The organism is Paraburkholderia bonniea, from assembly GCF_009455625.1.
GTDB lineage: Bacteria > Pseudomonadota > Gammaproteobacteria > Burkholderiales > Burkholderiaceae > Paraburkholderia > Paraburkholderia bonniea.
The window spans coordinates 73,148-90,596 of record NZ_QPEQ01000001.1 but is presented as its reverse complement, the minus strand read 5'-3'; the positions used below and the strand labels follow the sequence as shown (position 1 = coordinate 90,596).

The 17,449-nt window shown below is 58.9% G+C and carries 16 protein-coding genes and 2 pseudogenes; 10 read left to right on the top strand and 8 right to left on the bottom strand.

Annotated features, from left to right (window positions below):
• Window positions 1-17: 17 nt before the first annotated feature.
• The 4 genes and pseudogenes from GH656_RS18255 to GH656_RS00380 all read right to left on the bottom strand — a co-directional run bounded on the left by GH656_RS18255 (window position 18) and on the right by GH656_RS00380 (window position 3,748).
• Window positions 18-717: pseudogene (locus GH656_RS18255) on the bottom strand (integrase core domain-containing protein).
• Between the two features lie 130 nt (window positions 718-847).
• Entirely contained in the window at window positions 848-1,168 is a 321-nt protein-coding gene (locus GH656_RS00390) for a high-potential iron-sulfur protein (protein WP_153074074.1), read from the bottom strand.
• A gap of 142 nt (window positions 1,169-1,310) precedes the next feature.
• On the bottom strand, window positions 1,311-2,522 hold the full coding sequence (locus GH656_RS00385; RefSeq protein ID WP_343039015.1) for an NAD(P)/FAD-dependent oxidoreductase: 1,212 nt from the start codon (window positions 2,520-2,522) through the stop codon (window positions 1,311-1,313).
• A 248-nt stretch (window positions 2,523-2,770) separates the two neighbouring features.
• Window positions 2,771-3,748, bottom strand: a complete 978-nt coding sequence (locus GH656_RS00380) for an AAA family ATPase (RefSeq protein WP_153074072.1) — start codon at window positions 3,746-3,748, stop codon at window positions 2,771-2,773.
• A 292-nt stretch (window positions 3,749-4,040) separates the two neighbouring features.
• Here GH656_RS00380 and GH656_RS00375 point away from each other — a divergent pair, with 292 nt between their 5' ends.
• From GH656_RS00375 to GH656_RS00360, 4 genes and pseudogenes are all read left to right on the top strand, one after another.
• A complete protein-coding gene (locus GH656_RS00375; RefSeq protein WP_246184165.1) occupies window positions 4,041-4,562 on the top strand; it encodes a hypothetical protein in 522 nt (173 codons plus the stop codon).
• A 28-nt stretch (window positions 4,563-4,590) separates the two neighbouring features.
• Window positions 4,591-5,406 carry an endonuclease/exonuclease/phosphatase family protein gene (locus GH656_RS00370; RefSeq protein ID WP_153074071.1) on the top strand — a complete coding sequence of 272 codons (816 nt, stop codon included), beginning with the start codon at window positions 4,591-4,593 and terminating at the stop codon, window positions 5,404-5,406.
• 272 nt (window positions 5,407-5,678) lie between these two features.
• Window positions 5,679-6,449 carry a ferredoxin--NADP reductase gene (locus tag GH656_RS00365; RefSeq protein WP_153074070.1) on the top strand — a complete coding sequence of 257 codons (771 nt, stop codon included), beginning with the start codon at window positions 5,679-5,681 and terminating at the stop codon, window positions 6,447-6,449.
• Window positions 6,450-6,574: 125 nt separating this feature from the next.
• A pseudogene (locus tag GH656_RS00360) lies at window positions 6,575-7,387 on the top strand (IS5 family transposase).
• 5 nt (window positions 7,388-7,392) lie between these two features.
• Here GH656_RS00360 and GH656_RS00355 read toward each other — a convergent pair.
• Window positions 7,393-9,033 (bottom strand): hypothetical protein, encoded by a 1,641-nt coding sequence (locus GH656_RS00355; protein WP_153074069.1) that lies wholly within the window; start codon window positions 9,031-9,033, stop codon window positions 7,393-7,395.
• 502 nt (window positions 9,034-9,535) lie between these two features.
• On the opposite strand from GH656_RS00355, the gene GH656_RS00350 reads away from it, so the two are divergent.
• The 4 genes from GH656_RS00350 (at window position 9,536) to GH656_RS00335 (ending at window position 13,930) form a co-directional block, all read left to right on the top strand.
• Complete coding sequence (locus GH656_RS00350; protein WP_246184164.1) at window positions 9,536-10,483, top strand: sensor histidine kinase; 948 nt, start codon at window positions 9,536-9,538, stop codon at window positions 10,481-10,483.
• On the top strand, window positions 10,480-11,136 hold the full coding sequence (gene rqpR / locus GH656_RS00345) for a response regulator transcription factor RqpR (protein ID WP_153074068.1): 657 nt from the start codon (window positions 10,480-10,482) through the stop codon (window positions 11,134-11,136). Before GH656_RS00350 ends, rqpR begins: the two co-directional genes overlap by 4 nt.
• 149 nt (window positions 11,137-11,285) lie before the next feature.
• Window positions 11,286-12,689, top strand: coding sequence for a branched-chain amino acid transporter BcaP (gene bcaP, locus GH656_RS00340; protein ID WP_153074067.1), 1,404 nt, complete (start codon window positions 11,286-11,288; stop codon window positions 12,687-12,689).
• A 188-nt stretch (window positions 12,690-12,877) separates the two neighbouring features.
• Window positions 12,878-13,930 (top strand): XdhC family protein, encoded by a 1,053-nt coding sequence (locus tag GH656_RS00335; protein ID WP_153074066.1) that lies wholly within the window; start codon window positions 12,878-12,880, stop codon window positions 13,928-13,930.
• A gap of 165 nt (window positions 13,931-14,095) precedes the next feature.
• Here the strand turns inward: GH656_RS00335 and GH656_RS00330 are convergent, their stop codons facing one another.
• The 3 genes from GH656_RS00330 to GH656_RS00320 form a co-directional block, all read right to left on the bottom strand.
• Complete coding sequence (locus GH656_RS00330) at window positions 14,096-14,494, bottom strand: hypothetical protein (protein WP_153074065.1); 399 nt, start codon at window positions 14,492-14,494, stop codon at window positions 14,096-14,098.
• Between the two features lie 346 nt (window positions 14,495-14,840).
• The gene (locus GH656_RS00325; protein ID WP_425495842.1) at window positions 14,841-15,911 is read right to left on the bottom strand and encodes a serine/threonine protein kinase; all 1,071 of its coding nucleotides are present in this window, start codon (window positions 15,909-15,911) and stop codon (window positions 14,841-14,843) included.
• A gap of 69 nt (window positions 15,912-15,980) precedes the next feature.
• Complete coding sequence (locus tag GH656_RS00320) at window positions 15,981-16,193, bottom strand: hypothetical protein (RefSeq protein WP_153074063.1); 213 nt, start codon at window positions 16,191-16,193, stop codon at window positions 15,981-15,983.
• A gap of 547 nt (window positions 16,194-16,740) precedes the next feature.
• Here GH656_RS00320 and GH656_RS00315 point away from each other — a divergent pair.
• Both GH656_RS00315 and GH656_RS00310 read left to right on the top strand, forming a co-directional pair.
• Window positions 16,741-16,926 (top strand): hypothetical protein, encoded by a 186-nt coding sequence (locus GH656_RS00315; protein ID WP_153074062.1) that lies wholly within the window; start codon window positions 16,741-16,743, stop codon window positions 16,924-16,926.
• 256 nt (window positions 16,927-17,182) lie between these two features.
• Window positions 17,183-17,386 carry a DUF3185 family protein gene (locus tag GH656_RS00310; RefSeq protein WP_153074061.1) on the top strand — a complete coding sequence of 68 codons (204 nt, stop codon included), beginning with the start codon at window positions 17,183-17,185 and terminating at the stop codon, window positions 17,384-17,386.
• The last annotated feature ends 63 nt before the right edge of the window (window positions 17,387-17,449 follow it).

The following is a 17,449-nucleotide window of genomic DNA, read 5'->3' as shown; positions in this document are numbered from 1 at the left end:
ATGACCCTACACCCGAATTAGTACCGATCAGAAGTAGAAATTTCCGGCTTCGGGGTTTCGTCCGTCAGGGCGCGCTGCCGCGCCCGACGGGCGAATTCGGCGGGGGTCTCCCACTGTAATGCGGAGTGGGGACGGCTCTCGTTATAGTGCTGTCGCCAAGCGGTGATTTTGCCTCGGGCGTCGTCCAGCGACAAGAACCAATGCTCGTTCAGGCATTCCTGCCGGAAGCGCCCGTTGAAGCTCTCGACCTTGGCGTTGTCGGCCGGTGTTCCCGGTCGACTGAAATCGAGTTCGACGCCGTGTTCGTAAGCCCACCGGTCCATCGCCTTCGAGATAAATTCGCTGCCGTAGTACATGCAGAATGTTAGCCATCAGGGGAAGCAGGCATTCTTCGGATTGCCCGATACCGATCACGCAACTCGTCGATCAGTGCCCGTTTGCGAGAAGGCTTCAGAGCTTTTTTGACAGGACATCCTGCAACATCGCCTTGTCCAGACTCAGATCGGCAACCAAGCGCTTGAGCTTCATGTTCTCCTCTTCCAACTGGCGCATTCTGCGAAGCTCGGATGGCCCTACACCACCGTACTTCTTCTTCCAGTTGTAGAAGGTCGCCTCGCTGATCCCCAGCTTACGGCACACCTCTTCGACCTTCGTACCCAGCTCCGCTTGCTTCAAAGCAAACGCGATCTGTGCTTCCGTGAACTTGCTCGTCTTCATGGCATGTCTTCCGTTTCAAACTGTCAAAATCATGCCGGATTTTCTATTTTTCAGCGGTACTGTTTTCTGGGGTAGGGTCACTGCTGCCGTTATCTGTTCGCGCTTCGTTGATGACTTGTGTTAGCGGCTCTTAAGCCCGCTTGTTATACGCGTTGCACCAGCCCTTGCTGGCCACCTGCTTGCTGCCAAACATCGGGCAATGGGCCCATGGATCAGAGGCTTTGCCCTGATAGAAGCTGCAATTGCCGCAGTCCTGACCAGCGGCATATTTCGCGTATTTTTTCTTGTCTACTTTGGCGGCGTCAGCCACGTAGCCGAGCGCAACAGCGGTGGGATCGGTTTCCGCGGCTTTAGCTGGGGCAGCAGGTGCCGCGAGTGCCTGGCGGGTAACGGCGAGCGTTGAGACGGCACTTAGGCTGGCGAACAAAAAGGTCCGGCGGGAAGTTTTCATGGGGGGATTCCATCGTAATTAGATGTGTTGCCGTTCTATCGACGGCGGCCCCAAATATAGCAACGCGTCTGGCTCGAAATGCGTTGTGCTTCGTATAGTGAAAATAAGGTATCCGGCACGCCGCGCGCCGGGTTTTCGCGGCTTAGCGCCCGGCTAGCGCGCATGCTCGCTGGGCGATGGCCAGCGCAGCGGTGAGCCCGGGGGATTCGATGCCGAATAAATTGACGAGCCCGCGTACCCCGTGCGCGGCGGGCCCCTGGATCACGAAATCGGCGGCTGCTTCGCCGGGGCCTGACAGTTTCGGCCGAATTCCAGCGTAGGCCGGTTGCAATGCATCGTCGGGCAAGTCGGGCCAGTAAGCACGGATCGCGCTATAGAACGACGCGGCTCGCTGTGGATCGACGTCATAGCTGATCGCATCCACCCATTCGACATCCGGGCCAAAGCGTGCCTGTCCGTTCAGATCAAGCGTCAGATGCACGCCCAGGCCAGCTTCGTTGGGCATCGGATAAATCAGGCGGCTAAATGGTGCGCGGGCTGACATGCTGAAGTAATTGCCGCGGGCCAGATACAACGGTGGCACGTGGCGTTTATCCAGCCCGCGAATCCGGCGCGCTAGTGCATTGGCCTGCAAGCCCGCGCTGTTTATGACGCAAGACGCGCCAATAGTGGCCGGGGTTTGACCGCCAAGGTGCACACGGAAGCGGCCATGATCGACTTCGATGGTATCGACTGGGGCGCGAAATACACAGGCCGCGCCGTCGCGTTCGGCATCGGCCTGAAGCGCCAGCATCAATTGATGACTATCGACAATGCCCGTCTGCGGCGAAAACACCGCATCGACGCAGGCTAGCTCGGGTTCGAGTGTCTGGGCTTCGGCGGCGCTCATGCGGATCAGGTCGAGCACGCCGTTCTCTTTGCCGCGAGCGATGATCCGTTCGAGCTGGGGCACCTGGTTGCGTGACGTGGCGACCAGCAGCTTGCCGCAACGCTGATGGGGCACGCCACGGGCTTCGCAGTAGTCGTACAGCAGTTCGCGGCCGTGAACGCATAACGCGGCTTTGAGCGAGCCGCGTGGGTAATAAAGCCCGGCGTGAATGACTTCACTGTTGCGCGAACTGGCACCTGAGCCGATGGCTTCAGCGGCTTCGAGCACGATGACTTCGCGGCCTCGCGCGGCTAGCGTGCGGGCTATGGCGAGGCCAATGACGCCTGCGCCGATCACAATGCAGTCGATCTGGTCCATGTTGTGTGACGCAGCGTCTGGTGTGGCGCTGGGTTTATCCGTGTGAGGTGAGAGGGCGCTGACGCTGACGCGGCGATTGCGGCGATTGCCGGTGGCGGAGTGGTGCAGTGTACGCCGCCTGGCGTCGTGAAGCGGCAGGCGGCGTGGCGAACAGAGGCTGGGAAGAACGCCTGATTGGGGGCACAGTTAGCCGGTCAGTCTCAGGGGCTAAATCAACCGCTCAGTTAACCGCTCAATCAACCGCTCAATCAGGGGGCGATGAGCCACCATCCATCATTCAACCTTATTCACTGCCCGTGCAGTCAACGCAGGCGGTGAGCCACTCCGCCATTTTCCTCGCCATGTGCAAAACATCCTCAAAAGCCAATAGGTTTGCGCCGTGCGCCTGAATCGAGGCGGATATCGTCAGCGCTGATGGCATCGCGGCTGGCGATGCGCGCTGCGCCAAAGCCATTGAGCAGCGCACGGCGCATCGTGCGGGGCGATGCCTGAATTAGCACGTCAAGCGCACTGTCGCCTAGCTGCTCTGGAAAGCGTGCGCCCCAGCCGTGGGCCAGACGGATTTCAGCGTAGATCGTCTGGGCGATACGGCGAGCGCCATCGCGGTCTGGTGGCGGAATTTCATACACGTTCATCCGGTTCAGAATCGGCTCGGGGATGGCCCGTGCATCGTTGGCGGTGGCAATCCAGATCACATGGCCCGCGTTGAGCGGAATTTCGGCGAACTCGTCGATAAAACTCTGTGCGGTGTCGTGTTCAAACAATGCGTACAGCGCCCCGAGCGGATCGTACTGGGCATCGCCGCCGGCCTTGTCGATTTCATCGACGGTGATGACCGGGTTGGCATAGCTGCCATGCACCAGCGCTTCGAACACTTTGCCGGGCTTGGCGTTCTTCCATTGCGAAGAGGCCCCCGACAAAACCCAGCCAGCGGTGAGCGAACTCATCGCCACGTAGTGATACGACGTGGCCAGCAGGCGCGCCAGATGCTTGGCGAAATGGGTTTTGCCGATACCTGGGTCGCCCAGCAGAAGGATCGGCATGAGTTCGAGCCGGTCTTCGGTTTCAAGGCACAGCGCGAGTTGCCGGCGCACGTCGTTGAGCGGCTCAGCAAAATTTGGCAGCGCGTCAATGAGCTCGTCAATCGACGGCATGCGGTTGGGCTTGACGCAAAAGCGCAGGTTGCCGACCTTCAGCATTTTTTCGTAGGTGGCGCGCAGTGCCTCGCTGGCACCTTCGGGCAGATCGTTGAGGGCGGTCTCGACATCTTCGAGGTTGTAAATCTGGCTGAACGATGCCACTGCGAGTTCTGGTTTGATGATGGCTGTGCTCATGGTTCACCCCGGTCATGCTGCGGCTGCTGTGGTGACGCCCGCTGGGCGTCACGCCGGTTTCAGTGTATCGGGGCCGTATGCGCATGCAAGCCAGCAGCGGCGCAGGGATGCTGCTAACACTGGTGCGGTGCGGTGCGACATGGCGTGCGGCGCAAAGCGGCTGGCGCGGGTCTCAGACGCGGCGGCTGAACCTTGGAGGGCTGGTTTGGGTCGGAAAGGCAGGGGCTTGATCGGGCGTAAGATGGGCACCATTTTCATCCGCAGGATGTTTTTTTCTTCTGGAGCTTGCTTGATGTTGATGTTGACGACGCGGTTGATGACGCAATGGACGGCGCGTATGGCCGCGGTGCTGTTGGTGTTTCCCCTGCTGGCTCAGGCGCAGGCTCGCCAGGAGCCGGTGGTGGTCGACTGGCAATTACAAGTGATGCGCGATGGCCAGCAAATTGATGCGTTTGCTGGCACCACGACGGTGGGCCAGGCGCGCACCGATACGCACCACCATGTGGTGCAGCACGCAGTGGGCTGCAAGGAGCAGCCCGGTGGTGAGATTGATCTTGTCCGCACGCTGACGGTGTCACCGGTGCAGGCGGATGCCAGCGTGGTCACGCTGGCGCTTGATACCCAGGAAACCATCGAAGAACCCGGCGCACGTCAGAGCGTCAGCGGCTGCTCGTTGCCGCCGCAGCCGCGCCGGATTGCCGCGAGCCATCCGGGGCTGAACGTCCCCGCTGGGCAGTGGGCGACATGGACCTTGATCGAACGTGATCCGGCGCTGGTGTACCGGGTGCGGGCAGGACTGGCGCAGCAACCGTGAACTCAACCCAGGACATGGACGACGCCGCATGCGAAACCCCGACGAACTGATCTTGCCCGAGCAGCATGAGCACCCGCTGCTCGTTCCCAAAGACTTCCTGGCGGTGAGCTGGAACCTGCATAAAGGCCGTACCCCATTGGGTTTTCAGGCGTGGCAGGCGATGCAGCGCTGGGTCCAGTCCACTCGCGCGGATGCGTATTTCCTGCAGGAAGCGATGGCGCGCAAGATGCCTCAGCCGCTGCTTTCAACGGGTTTTGGCGCGCCGCTGGCGGAGCCGCTGGATGATGTCTGGCATTGCCAGGCAACCGAAATCGCACGCGCGCTCGAGCTGCAAATTGCGCTGGGCCCGAATGTGTTTAAGCCGTCCTGGCGGCATGGCAACGCGATTCTGTCGCCTCATCCACTCGACCTCGGCGGCCGCTGGGACATCTCGGCACACCGTTTCGAGCGGCGCGGCCTGCTGGTGGCACATGCCACCTTTGCCGGGCATTCGGTCACGCTGCTGTGCGCGCATCTGGCGCTGACGCGCTCGGCGCGCCTGCGGCAGATGCGCTGGATCGCGCACTGGATCGAAAAAGAAGCGCCATCCGGCCCGCTTGTGCTGGCAGGAGACTTCAACGATTGGCGCAACGATTCGGTGCCCTTGTTTGCAGAACACGGTTTGCACGAAGTCGCCACGCTGCTGGGCGAGCCCGCGCGCACCTATCCGGCGTTTTCTCCCGCGCTGGCGCTCGACAAAATGTTCGTCCGCGAGATGAAGCCGATCGAGTGGATCAGGCCAGCGCAGGAAACCGCGTGGCTCTCGGATCACTTGCCGTATATGGCGCGTTTGCAGGTCGGATAACGCGGCCGGGGTTTGGCTGCTTTGGCAGCAGGGTCAATCCCATGTGGCGCGGAACCTTTCGGTATGATCGCGCCAGCGCATGGCTGGCGAGGTCCAGCCAGCGTGGCTCGGATGCTTCCGGTCACAGCGGCGAACGGGCCGACGCAGTAAAATGCGCGACTTTCCGCATGAGTTCCACTAGTTAATCCACGGTGCCTGCTGATGTTGCTGCAGCGCCTTTGCCGTGCGGCTGAGCCGTCTGGCCGCCTTTGATTCGCACTCTCCAGGAAGCCATGAGCAATCTGAATCCACAAACCGTTTTAAGCGTCCATCACTGGACTGACACGCTTTTCAGCTTCACCTGCACACGCGACACCGGGTTTCGTTTCGAAAACGGCCAGTTCACGATGGTGGGCCTCGAAGTCGAAGGCAAACCGCTGATCCGCGCATACAGCATGGCCAGCGCCAATTACGAAGAAAATCTCGAATTCCTCAGCATCAAGGTGCAAGACGGCCCGCTGACTTCGCGGCTGCAGCATCTGAAGGTGGGCGACCAGGTGTTGATCGGCAAGAAGCCGACCGGCACGCTGATGGCCGATAACCTGCTGCCAGGCAAGACGCTCTGGCTGCTATCTACCGGCACCGGGCTCGCGCCTTTCATGTCGATCATCAAAGATCCTGACGTGTACGACCGCTACGAGCGCGTGGTGCTGACCCACACATGCCGCTTCGTCGATGAGCTGGCCTACAAGGAATACATCACCGACCACCTGCCCGCGCACGAGCATCTCGGTGAGCTAATCCAGGAGAAGCTGGTGTATTACCCGACCGTCACGCGCGAAGCTTTCCAGAACCGGGGGCGGATCACCGAGCTGATTGAAACCGAAAAACTGTTCGCCGATCTTGGCGTGCCGGGCTTCTCACTCGAAAACGACCGGGTGATGCTGTGCGGCAGCCCGCATATGCTGCGCGATACGCGTGAGCTGCTGGATAACCTGGGTTTCAAGGAAGGCAGCAATCATTCGCCGGGGCATTACGTGATCGAAAAGGCGTTCGTGGGGTAAGCGGCTGAATGGCGGCGCGGCCCGGATGGTTGAGCTGGGCGCGCCACCAGCCAGAGGTGCCGTGCTGGGTTAAGCGCCGTTAACACAACCCGCACATTGAGCGATGCCCGCCGTATCCTGGCGGCGTGACAAGCCGAAAAATCAGTAACAAGTTATGGGTAGCCCTGGAAGCGTTGATTCCGGCGTTCACCCCATCGCCGGAAGGCGGTCGCAGACGCACGGTTGACGAGCGGGCTGCATTGAACAGCATCGTGTATGTCCTGCAAACCGGTATTGCCTGGGAAGAGCTGCCGCAAAAACTGGGTTTCGGTAGCGGCATGACTTGCTGGCGGCGCTTGCGGGACTGGCAGACGGCGGGCGTGTGGGCGTGTGGGGCAAGGAGGCTTCGCCGCTTGCGCGAGCATGGCCAGATTGGCTGGGAACGGGCCAGCGTGGATATGCGTGGATGCGGCCAGCGTTGCCAGCCCCCGAGGGCCCGGAAAGCGGCCCAATCCAACGGACACGGGCAAGCTCGGGACGAAACGACACCTCGTCGTAGATGCCAGAGACGCTCCCCTGGCGCTCCCGGTGACGGGTGCGAACCGGCACGATTCGATGGCGTTCGAGCGCACGGTTGATGCGATATCCGCAGTGCCGGGCCCGAGCGGCCAGCTCCGCAAACGTCCGGACAAGCTGCATGCGGACAAGGGCTACGAGACTTCGCCCGCTGCAGGCAGTACCTGAAACAGCGTGGGATCACGGTGCGCATTGCCCGGCGGGGCGTCGAGAACACAGAACGGCCGGGCCGGCAGCACTGGGTGGTTGAGCGCACGCATCCCTGGTTTGCCGGTTGCCGCAAACTGCGCATTCGCTTCGAGTGGCGTTTCGACATTCATGCTGCGTTGCTCCGCCTTGCTGAGGCCGTTATCTGTTCGCACTTCGTTGATGACTTGTGTTAGCGGCTTTAAGTGGGTTCGGTGGCTTCGATTGCTTCGGTTCGCTCCAGTATTTTTCCCCGCAAAGAATCGCTGGTCATTAACTCGTCAAAGATGTTTTCTATTTTTTCTGCGATAAAAAATCTGCTGTAAGAATCTATGTCACTGATTTGAGAAACTGCCGTTCGCATTACATCTTTTAATTCCAGAATGAGGTCGTTATTTTCGATCTGGTCTTGCGGTATGTCTTTTAATATCTGAACAGCGCAATTATTAATTAATCCCGGATCGCCATTAATAAGGCATAAAATCATCGTGAAGTAAATATCGCCGCGCGCGTCTTGTTTGAGGCGTTCGGTGCACACCTTGTCAATAAAATAAGTTATTTTTGATTTTTTCTCGGGAGTAGTGTATCGCGTAATTTTTCCGCTATTTTCTCTGGCTTCGGAAAAAATAGTTGGATCATCGTGATGGCTAAAATGCTCCGCGACCAGATCGGCCATTTGAGCTATTTTTTTGTCTTCCCAATGCTGGTCAAATTCTGTGTTATTTACCAGGCGGTTAGTTGCTTCGAGCAAAGTGAAAATCGGGCTTTGTATTTGCTTGAAATCAAGCTTGGGAGATTCCTGTTTGGTTTTTTCTGGATCAATGTTTTCAATGTCTTTCGTTAGATTTTCATAAGCAAAAGCCGTGATTTTTTTGTTTAGGTCGTAATATTTTTGATGATTAATAACGTTGGTTTTTAAATGGGAAATATCTTTTTGGATCAGTGTTTTTTTGACCAGTGGATGGGAGGCGTCAAAATTGATGTTGTCAAGCAGCGTCTCGGGCCACATGCTTTTCACTGCAACGGGAATGGCCGGTGGCGTTGTACTTGCCACCGGTGCTTCTACGGTGCTTAACGTGCTGGTGGAGGCTTCGCCAGTTTTGCCTGGGTTTTTCCCGATTGGGAGTTCGGCTGGATTTTTCTCGCTTGTGCGAATTTCTATAGCTGGATTATCTAGTTGATTGTTTTGCGTTGCAGCTGGAGCGGTTGCGGCTGGCGGTACCGTGTTTTCTTCAGGCGGTCGTTCGGTAATTGAAGTGGCTGGAACAAGGTTGATGGTGGGTTCAGTATTTTTCTCAACCAGGGCGTCAAGCGAACTTTCCTGATTTTCAGCGATGTTTTGTGGAATATCCTGGATTTTTATATTTTGATAATCATTGTCATCGAGCTGAAAAAAGAAATCGGTGTTAAGGCCATCTATAGGCACCTCAGGCACCTCAGGCACCTCAGGCACCTCAGACGGAACATCGACTTTGCAAGCTTCAGCAGAATCATTTTCAACCGGCTTTTCTTCGGCGGGCAGATTTGTGTCTGGCGAAATAATTTCTGAAATTTCAGATGAATTGTCGACAGAAGATTTTATTTCTTCAACCGCCGCAACATTGGCGCGAGGACTGAGATTTGCATATGTCACTCCCGAGGCATTCACGAAAATAACAGGAGGAAGCACATGCTTCGTGGCCTGTGCTTCTTTAGGCTGATTGATTTGTTCTGCGGATTTTAAATTTACTTGCGCAGGTGCAGTTGTGGGTCTTTGCGCTGCTGATTTGGAAGTTGATTGCGCTGAAGGTTTCGCAGCAGGAGTTTTGTTTTGTGATTTTCTATAAGGTTTCTTGATTGCCATGATCCGATTCGATTTTTTATAAATAAAAATAAAAAAAGAGCGCCTTGTTTGCCGCCCATAGTTTTCTTGAGTAACGATTCATGCTTCACGCGTTCCATGTCCGCTTGAAACCCGCGTATGAACTTCCGCACAAACCCCCACCGGAAAAAATATGAGCGTGAAATGGAACTCAAACGCGTCAAATGTCACTCATCCTTTACGCATCACCCGCGACGCGCGCGCAGGGACCGGCGCGGCGCTGTTTGTTCCGGCAAACGTCTGCGAGCGCCCCTTTAGCGGTTCGCGCGTTGCATGCCGCAAGATATTTCGCCGCGCTGGCCAGTGCCCGGTCGCACCAGCCAGCGCGCCATCCATTTGACCGCTGGATGAAAATCCAGTCACGCTGCACCGTCGCTGAGCCGCAGTTGCGTCACCGGCGAAACGGACGCGTTTCAACGCTAGAGCTACGCATGTTTCTGGTTGTATCTGCGCGTCCGGCGCGCTCTCTTTTGGCCCACCCGTCATGAGTTCAATGATGGCGATCCGTGGCAATCCAGATTCCGCTTCCCCCATCTCGTTCGTCACCCGGCGTAATCGCATGCTGTCGGCAGATGGCTTTCCCCAAAGCGTCTCCGCGGCACCTGCCGCAGCCACGGTGCCAGGCTCGCCACCGCGGCTGTCCAGCGCAAACGCAAACGCGGCGGTGCGGGAAGACGATACCCAACAGGAGCTGGCCCGCCTGAGCGCGCGCGTGCAGGAGCTGGAAGCGCAGTTGGTGCGCTCGAACGAAGCGTTGCGCAGTCATCTCGCGCGCGAGCTGCATGATGGCGTGGGTGCCGAGCTAACGGCGGCGCGTTTCGCGCTAGCGGGCATCGAAACCTGGCTGCCCGCCACGGCACCGCCGCAATGTGTCGCGGCGCTGGCGGAGGCCAACCGGGCGTTCGATTCGGTTTGTGCGGCCACCCGCGACGCGCTCACCGAACTCAACGCGCCGTTGCTGGACGATGGCATCGTGCAAGCGTTGACGCACTGGGCTCATGGCTTTGCCCGCCGCACTGGCTTGCGGGCGCATTTCACCTGCCCGCCCGATGAGCGTTTGCTGCGGCTCTCCGACGAAGCCGCGCTGGCGATTTTCCGCGTGGCGCAAGAGGCGCTGAATAACGCGGCGAAGCACGCCCGGGCGTTCAACGTCGATATCCGCATCGAAACCAGCCCGCGTCATCTGACGCTGATGATCCGCGACGATGGCATTGGCCTGCCGCCGCATGCGCTGCGTGCGCGGCGTCATGGCAGTTTTGGTCTGGCAGGCATGCGCTTGCGTTGCGAGGCGCTGGGCGGCTCGTTGCGCACGCGGCTGAGCCGTCCTGATGTCGAAATTGATGAAGCGGTGGGCGCGCAGATCCATGCGCGCTTCGCCTGGCAGGCGTTGCTGACAACCGCACCAGAGCTACGCGCGAGGGTGGCGTCATGAGCTTGACGATCTTGCTGGCTGATGACCACGCGGTGGTGCGCCAGGGCGTGCGGCAGTTGCTGCTGGACCGGGGCGTCGCCAGCGCTGTGACCGAGGCGCAAACCGGAGCGGCTGTGCTGGAGCGTGTGGCGCAGCAAAGCTTCGATGTGATCCTGCTGGATATTTCGCTGCCCGACATGAATGGCGTGGAGGTGCTCAAGCAGATTAAGCGGCTGACACCACGCGCGGCGGTGCTGATGTTTTCGATGTACCGCGAAGATCAGTACGCGGTGCGCGCGCTCAAGGCGGGTGCCGCTGGTTATCTGTCGAAAACCGCCGATGCCAGCGAAATGATCGGCGCGATTCATCAAGTGGCGGCGGGGCGTAAATACGTTAGCCCCGCGATGGCTGAAGTGCTGGCCAACTACGTATCGTTCGACGGCGAGCCATTGCCGCACGAAAAACTCTCCGACCGCGAATACCAGACGCTCTGCATGCTGGCCTCGGGCAAGCGTCTGACGGACGTCGCGCTGGCGCTTTCGTTATCGGTGAAGACGGTCAGCGTGTACCGCACCCGTCTTCTCGAAAAAATGAATCTGCGCAATAACGCTGAACTGACGTTCTACGTCATCAGCAACCGTCTCGTCGATTTGAATCCGGCGATGGCAGGCTAGTTTTTATCTTCTTTGGCCGTGCTGCCCGCGTGTTGAGTGCGCGGACGGGCGCGTTATGTTTGCGCCAGGCCAGCCTTTCCACATCCGCTAGAATCCGGAACCTTCCGCCATCTGGCGCGCCTGGCGCGTGCCTTCAGGAGCCTTGTCCCATGTCCCTCTTTCGCAAGAAAAATGTCGAGCACATGATCGCCGGAGCGAACCGCACCGGCCTCAGAAAAACGCTCGGTGCGCTGGATCTGACGCTCCTTGGCGTTGGCGCCATTATTGGCACGGGGATTTTCGTGCTGACCGGCACCGGTGCAGTCCAGGCGGGCCCTGCCTTGACCATTTCGTTTCTGATTGCGGCCATTGCCTGCGGTTTCGCCGCGCTTGCCTACGCTGAATTTGCCTCGACCATCCCGGTCGCGGGCTCGATCTACACCTATTCATACGCGACGCTTGGCGAACTGGCGGCGTGGGTCATCGGCTGGGATTTGATGCTCGAATACGGGCTGGCGACGTCGGCGGTCTCGGTGGGCTGGTCCGGCTATCTGCAATCGCTGCTAGCGGGCTTTGGCGTCTCGCTGCCGACCATGCTGACCGCCGCGCCTGGTGCGCTGCCGGGCCACCAGACGTTGTTTAATCTGCCTGCTTTCCTGGTGATGATGGCGGTCACCGCGTTGTTGTCCGTGGGGGTGCGTGAATCGACCCGGATCAACAATTTCATGGTGGCGGTCAAGGTCAGTGTGGTGCTGCTGGTGATTGCTGTCGGGGTGTTTCATGTGAAGCCGGGGAACTGGCAGCCGTTTATGCCCAACGGTTGGCATGGGGTGTTTGGCGCGGCAGCGGTGATGTTCTTTGCGTTTATCGGTTTTGATTCGGTCTCCGCTGCAGCTGAGGAAGTGAAGAATCCAAAACGTGATTTGCCGATTGGGCTGATCGCCTCGCTCGCCGTGTGCGCGGTGCTGTATGTGACGGTCGCGGCGGTGGTGACGGGGATCGTGCCATCAGCGCAGTTCGCCCATATTTCGCACCCGGTGTCTTACGCGTTGCAGGTGGCAGGGCAGCCATGGGTTGCCGGGTTTATCGACCTTGGCGCGGTGCTGGGGATGCTGACCGTGATTCTGGTGATGGGCTATGGCCAGACCCGCATCATCTTCGCCATGTCACGCGATGGCTTGCTGCCAGCGGCGCTGTCGCGGGTGCATCCGCGTTTTGCCACGCCGTTTCTGACCACCTGGATCGTTGGCATCTTTTTTGGCCTGATCGGCGCGCTGGTGCCGCTTAATGTGCTGGCTGAGCTGATTAACATCGGCACGCTGGCGGCGTTCTCGATGGTGTCGGTGGCGGTGCTGATCTTGCGCCGGACACATCCTGACCTGCCGCGCGCTTTCCGCTGCCCGGGGGTGCCTGTGGTGCCGGTGCTGGCAGTGGCGTCGTGCCTGTTTCTGATGCTCAACCTGCAACGGGTGACCTGGATCGCGTTTGTTGCCTGGCTGCTGCTCGGTATGGCGATTTACTTTGGTTATTCGCGTCATCGCTCGAAACTGGGGCAAGGCATCCAGGTGCATTAAGCCTTTGCATGACTGACGACTGAAACGGCCTGCCCGGTTTTTTGCCTGGGCAGGCCGTTTTTTTAAAGCCTTGGGACATGCGCGTCCCAAGGCTTTTTTTGATGCCCGTCGACGTAACCAGGAGACCATGCGGCACGGCCAAACCCCGCCAGACAGGCGGGTCGTGCCAAATCGACGAGGAGCAAAGGATGGACAGCGTGGACCTTGAAGTCCTGAAAGCCAGCGCTGGCTGGGTGGAACAGGGGCATCGCGGGTTACTCGTGACGGTGGTGAAGACATGGGGTTCGTCGCCTCGCCCGGAAGGCGCGATGCTCGCGCTGCGCGACGACGGCCTGGTCGTGGGATCGGTGTCCGGCGGCTGTATCGAAGATGACCTGATTGAGCGGGTGCGGTGCCATGGCATTGAGCAAGCCTATCCGTCCACGCTGACCTACGGCATGACGGCCGAGGAAGCGCATCATTTCGGGCTGCCCTGTGGCGGCACGATGCAACTGGTGCTGGAGCCGTTGAGCCAGGCGAGCGGGATCGCGCAGCTCTGCCGTGTGGTGGAATCCGGCCAGTTGGTGACCCGCACGCTGGACCTGGCGAGCGGTGTGGCGCGTCTGGCGCTGGCATCGAGCGCGACGCCCGCCGAAGTCATATTCGATGGCACGCAACTCGTGACCTGCCACGGCCCGCGTTACCGGATGCTGGTGATCGGCGCGGGGCAGCTTTCGCGTTATCTGTGCCAGATCGCGCTGGGGCTGGATTATCAGGTGACCGTGTGTGATCCACGCGACGACTACACCGCTGCATGGGCTATTCCAGGCGTGCGCATGGTGCGGACGATGCCTGACGATGCGGTGCTGGAGATGAAACTTGACCCGCGCTGCGCGGTGCTCGCGCTGACACATGACCCGAAGCTTGATGATCTGGCGCTGCTGGAGGCGCTCAAGACGCCTGCGTTTTATGTCGGCGCGCTGGGCTCACGGCGTAACAACGCGGCGCGGCGTGAGCGGCTGAAGCTGTTCGATCTGGCAGAGGCTGAACTGGCGCGGCTGCATGGGCCGGTCGGGATTTATATCGGCAGCCGCACGCCAGCGGAAATCGCGGTGTCGATTCTGGCGGAAGTCACCGCGGCAAAAAACGGCGTGCTGTTACCGGAGCGGCTGGCGATTACGGAGGCAAAGACGGCGCGGGAGCGTGTGAGTGCGGCCAGCCATATCCGCGACTCGGGTTATGTGGCCGAGTGTGGTGTGTAAAAAATGCCCTTTGAGCGCTTGAAGAGCAAAGCGCCACAAAAGGGACAGTGAATACCAGGGATGATTCGCCCTGAGATTGATTTTGATTAAAGAGGGATAGTCGTTAAATATGACTGTCTTTTTTTAATTTAATGTGCATGGACTGAGTAGAGGTTAAACGTAAGATTATTGGGGCTGCAAAAGTTGTGCATTTTCTTCGTCTGGCATTTCGGCCTTCATCGAGTGGCAAAGCAAAAGGCAGAAGATGAGGCACGTTGACGCGAAGGAGACGCCGGTGATAACGACGCTAGCGATTAGAATTTTAAAGGCTGCCTTTGTACTGGCACTGTCGCTGTCGGCTTTGGCTCTGACTCCGTACGAAATGCCAGCGGCTATCACAAAAAGGCTGAGGCATCCGCAGGTTAGGCAACTCTTTGCGAGGCGGGAGGTTAATGCCGCCGAATTGTCATAAGTGACGGATTTGCCATTTATTTGCGCAGATTTTTCTGATTGGCTTGAGCCAGTGTTTGAGTTGCTTGCAATGGTTTTGCCTGGTGTCGTCGACGAAATAGCATAATTAGTCATGGCTTTAATTTCCGTTAAATATTATTTAGATTGCAATTAAAAATGTATCGAATATTTCATTAAATCAACTATTTAAAACTACGGTGCCAGCGACAAAGCTTTCAGTTAGCCAGTCGGCTCGATATCTGCCAGAGGCAAGAAATAAGCCCCAGCTCTGTAACGAAGCGTAATCAAAGCGTTCCGTTTTTTTTGAAAAATTTCTTGCGGAGCGCGCATATTTTCGCGCTGAGCCCCGCCCAGCGCGGATCAGCGCGAAAAATAAAGTTCCATCTAAATTATGTGTAACGCATACGGTTTATGGTGCCGTGCTGTACCGCAGCGTTTCTGCAAGAGCGGCTCGCTAGTTTTAAACCGGCCACAAGGGGCCTTCCTGCATGGCGCCCACCTGCTCACGTAATTCCAGAATGCGGTCTTCCCAATAGCGCTGGGTGTTAAACCACGGGAATGCCGCCGGAAACGCTGGATCATCCCAGCGGCGCGCGAGCCACGCCGAATAATGAATCAGCCGCAACGTGCGCAGCGCCTCGACTAAATACAGCTCGCGCGGCTCGAAATCGCAGAAATCTTCATAACCGGCGAGCAGGTCGGTGAGCGCCCGTGAGGCTTCTGCCCGGCCAGCGGGCAGCAACAGCCAGAGATCCTGAATCGCCGGGCCCATGCGGCTGTCATCGAAATCGACGAAATGCGGCCCGGCCTCGGTCCACAACACATTGCTCGGGTGGCAATCGCCATGCAGGCGGATCGCGCGAATTGTGCCGGCCCGCTCGAAAGCCTGTTCGACACCCTCAAGCGCCAGCCGCACCACGGCTTCCCACGCCGGACGCACGTCATCCGGCACAAACCGGTGCGTTAGGAGGAATTCACGAGGTTCTGTGCCAAACGTTTGCAGGTTGAGGGTGGGACGCGCGCTGTAATCCCGGATCTGGCCTGTCGCATGAATGCGCCCGATAAACCGGCCGAGCCATTCAAGCGTGTCGCGCCGGTCCAGATCCGGCGCGCGGCCGCCACGGCGCTCGAAAAGCGCGAAGCGAAAGCCTTCAAATTCGTGCAGCGTGTGGCCGTTGATGGTCTGGGCGGGCACGGCTGGGATTTCACGTTCGACCAGTTCCGCGACAAAAGCGTGCTCTTCGAGAATCGCGGCGTCGCTCCAGCGCTCGGGGCGGTAGAACTTGGCCACCATCGGCGGGCCGTCTTCGACGCCCACCTGGTAGACGCGGTTTTCGTAACTATTGAGCGGCAGCATGCGCCCGTCGGTGCGCACGCCGGTTGAGGCCAGCGCGTTGTCGATGGCATCTAGCATGCGTTCCGGTGTGAGGCGGGCGAATGGCACTGCGCTGTTGTGGCTCTGGCCAGGCTCAGCGCCGGGGTGAGCATCGTCGTCGTGCGGGGGGAGGAGGTTGTCGGTCATGCTGCGCATTGTGCGCCGCGTCGAGCACAAACACGAGTGCCACGCGGCGCACGCCCAAGCCGCTGGGTGGGGCGAAGCTCAGTGCATCTGGGTGCTGGCGGGGCGCACCAGCTCACCTGTGTCGATCAGATCCGCGATGAAAAACGGTTCGGTATTGAGCGCTGGCGAGACGCCGGGCTCACCGGCGTACCACGTCACCATTGCCATGTCGCCCAGAAGACGCATGACGATGCCACGCGCGCCCTCAGGCACGGCGATATGCACGGAACGGACGATAGAACCGACTTGCATGATTTTTCCCTGTGTTGCCGTTAGCCGTACTGCAGTAGAAGGTACGGCCCCGGACGTTGATAAAAGCGTCGCTTGGGCACTCGCGGCCAGCTTGTGGTTCCGCCTGCGCCTGGTTTGTCTGACGCATCGGCCCGTTTGCCGTGCGGCGTGTAGCGTGCAGCAGTGCCGTGCGGGCTGTGTTGTGGGGCGCTTTGGCGCAGACGGGGCCATCATAAACCGCAGCCCACGGCGTGCAAGCGCCGCAACGTGCGGGTCGCTCTGGCGAAAGGTTTTCGCAAGTAAACGAGGCTGTTTTAAATACTTCCTGAGGTGTCTGGAAACTCGTTGTGAGCCTTTGCTGGGCTGGCATTACATGATTCATGACAGGGTGGCTCCAGGGGTATTGGGCCCGTGCGGAGATCCAGCGCTCTCCTATACTCGAAAGCAGGCCTTATGGTGGCGTTGAAACCGGTGATTCGATCATTCGCATGCCAATACCGGCCCAGTCGCCGCCGCCATAAAAAGCTGTACTGAGAACCATAACGAACGAGACGCTGAGAGACCCATCATGACCACCTACTTCACCCTCGCCGATTTCATCCTGGTGATTCCAATGGCATTAGCCGGTGCGCTTTTTGTTGGCGCGCTGCCGTGCCGGACCGAGTTTAGGCACAACGTATTGCGCGTGCTGGGCGCGTTACTGGGCGTGGTGTGCGCGATTGCGCTGGTTGAGGGCTTGCCCGTGCTGGTGTAGCGGGTAAGCCGTAGCCGTAGTCGTAGCCATTAGAAACAGATTGGAGGCAGCGGCACGCGAGGCTCGCTTAACAGGCCCCACGGGTTTTTAAGCAGGCCTGATTCGCGCGGCAGAGCGTGTTGCTGTTGATGCATCACGCTTACGCTTACGCTGAAACCGGCTGGCCTGCTCATGGGCGGTGGCCAGCGCGCTGGCATGGACGGTATGCGTTGCCTCACCTAAACTGCGCCGACTTTATTCATCGTTGGGGCGAATCATGGTTAAGGCGCTTTCTTTTGCGTTGATTGTTGGCGGCGTAGTGTTGCTGTACTTTGGCGGGCAGTCGTTTCAGTCGTTTAGCAGCGATGTGTCGCGGGTGGTCAATGGCACGCCCACTGATCGCACCATGCTGTTGCTGGGCGCAGGCGTCGTGGCGACGCTATTGGGGCTGACGGGCCTGGTCTGGCGCGGCAAGCGGTAAGTGTATGGCCAGGCTGGCAGAGCGGGCCCGGGTTCAGGCTTGGGCCGGGGTTCGAGCCCGAGC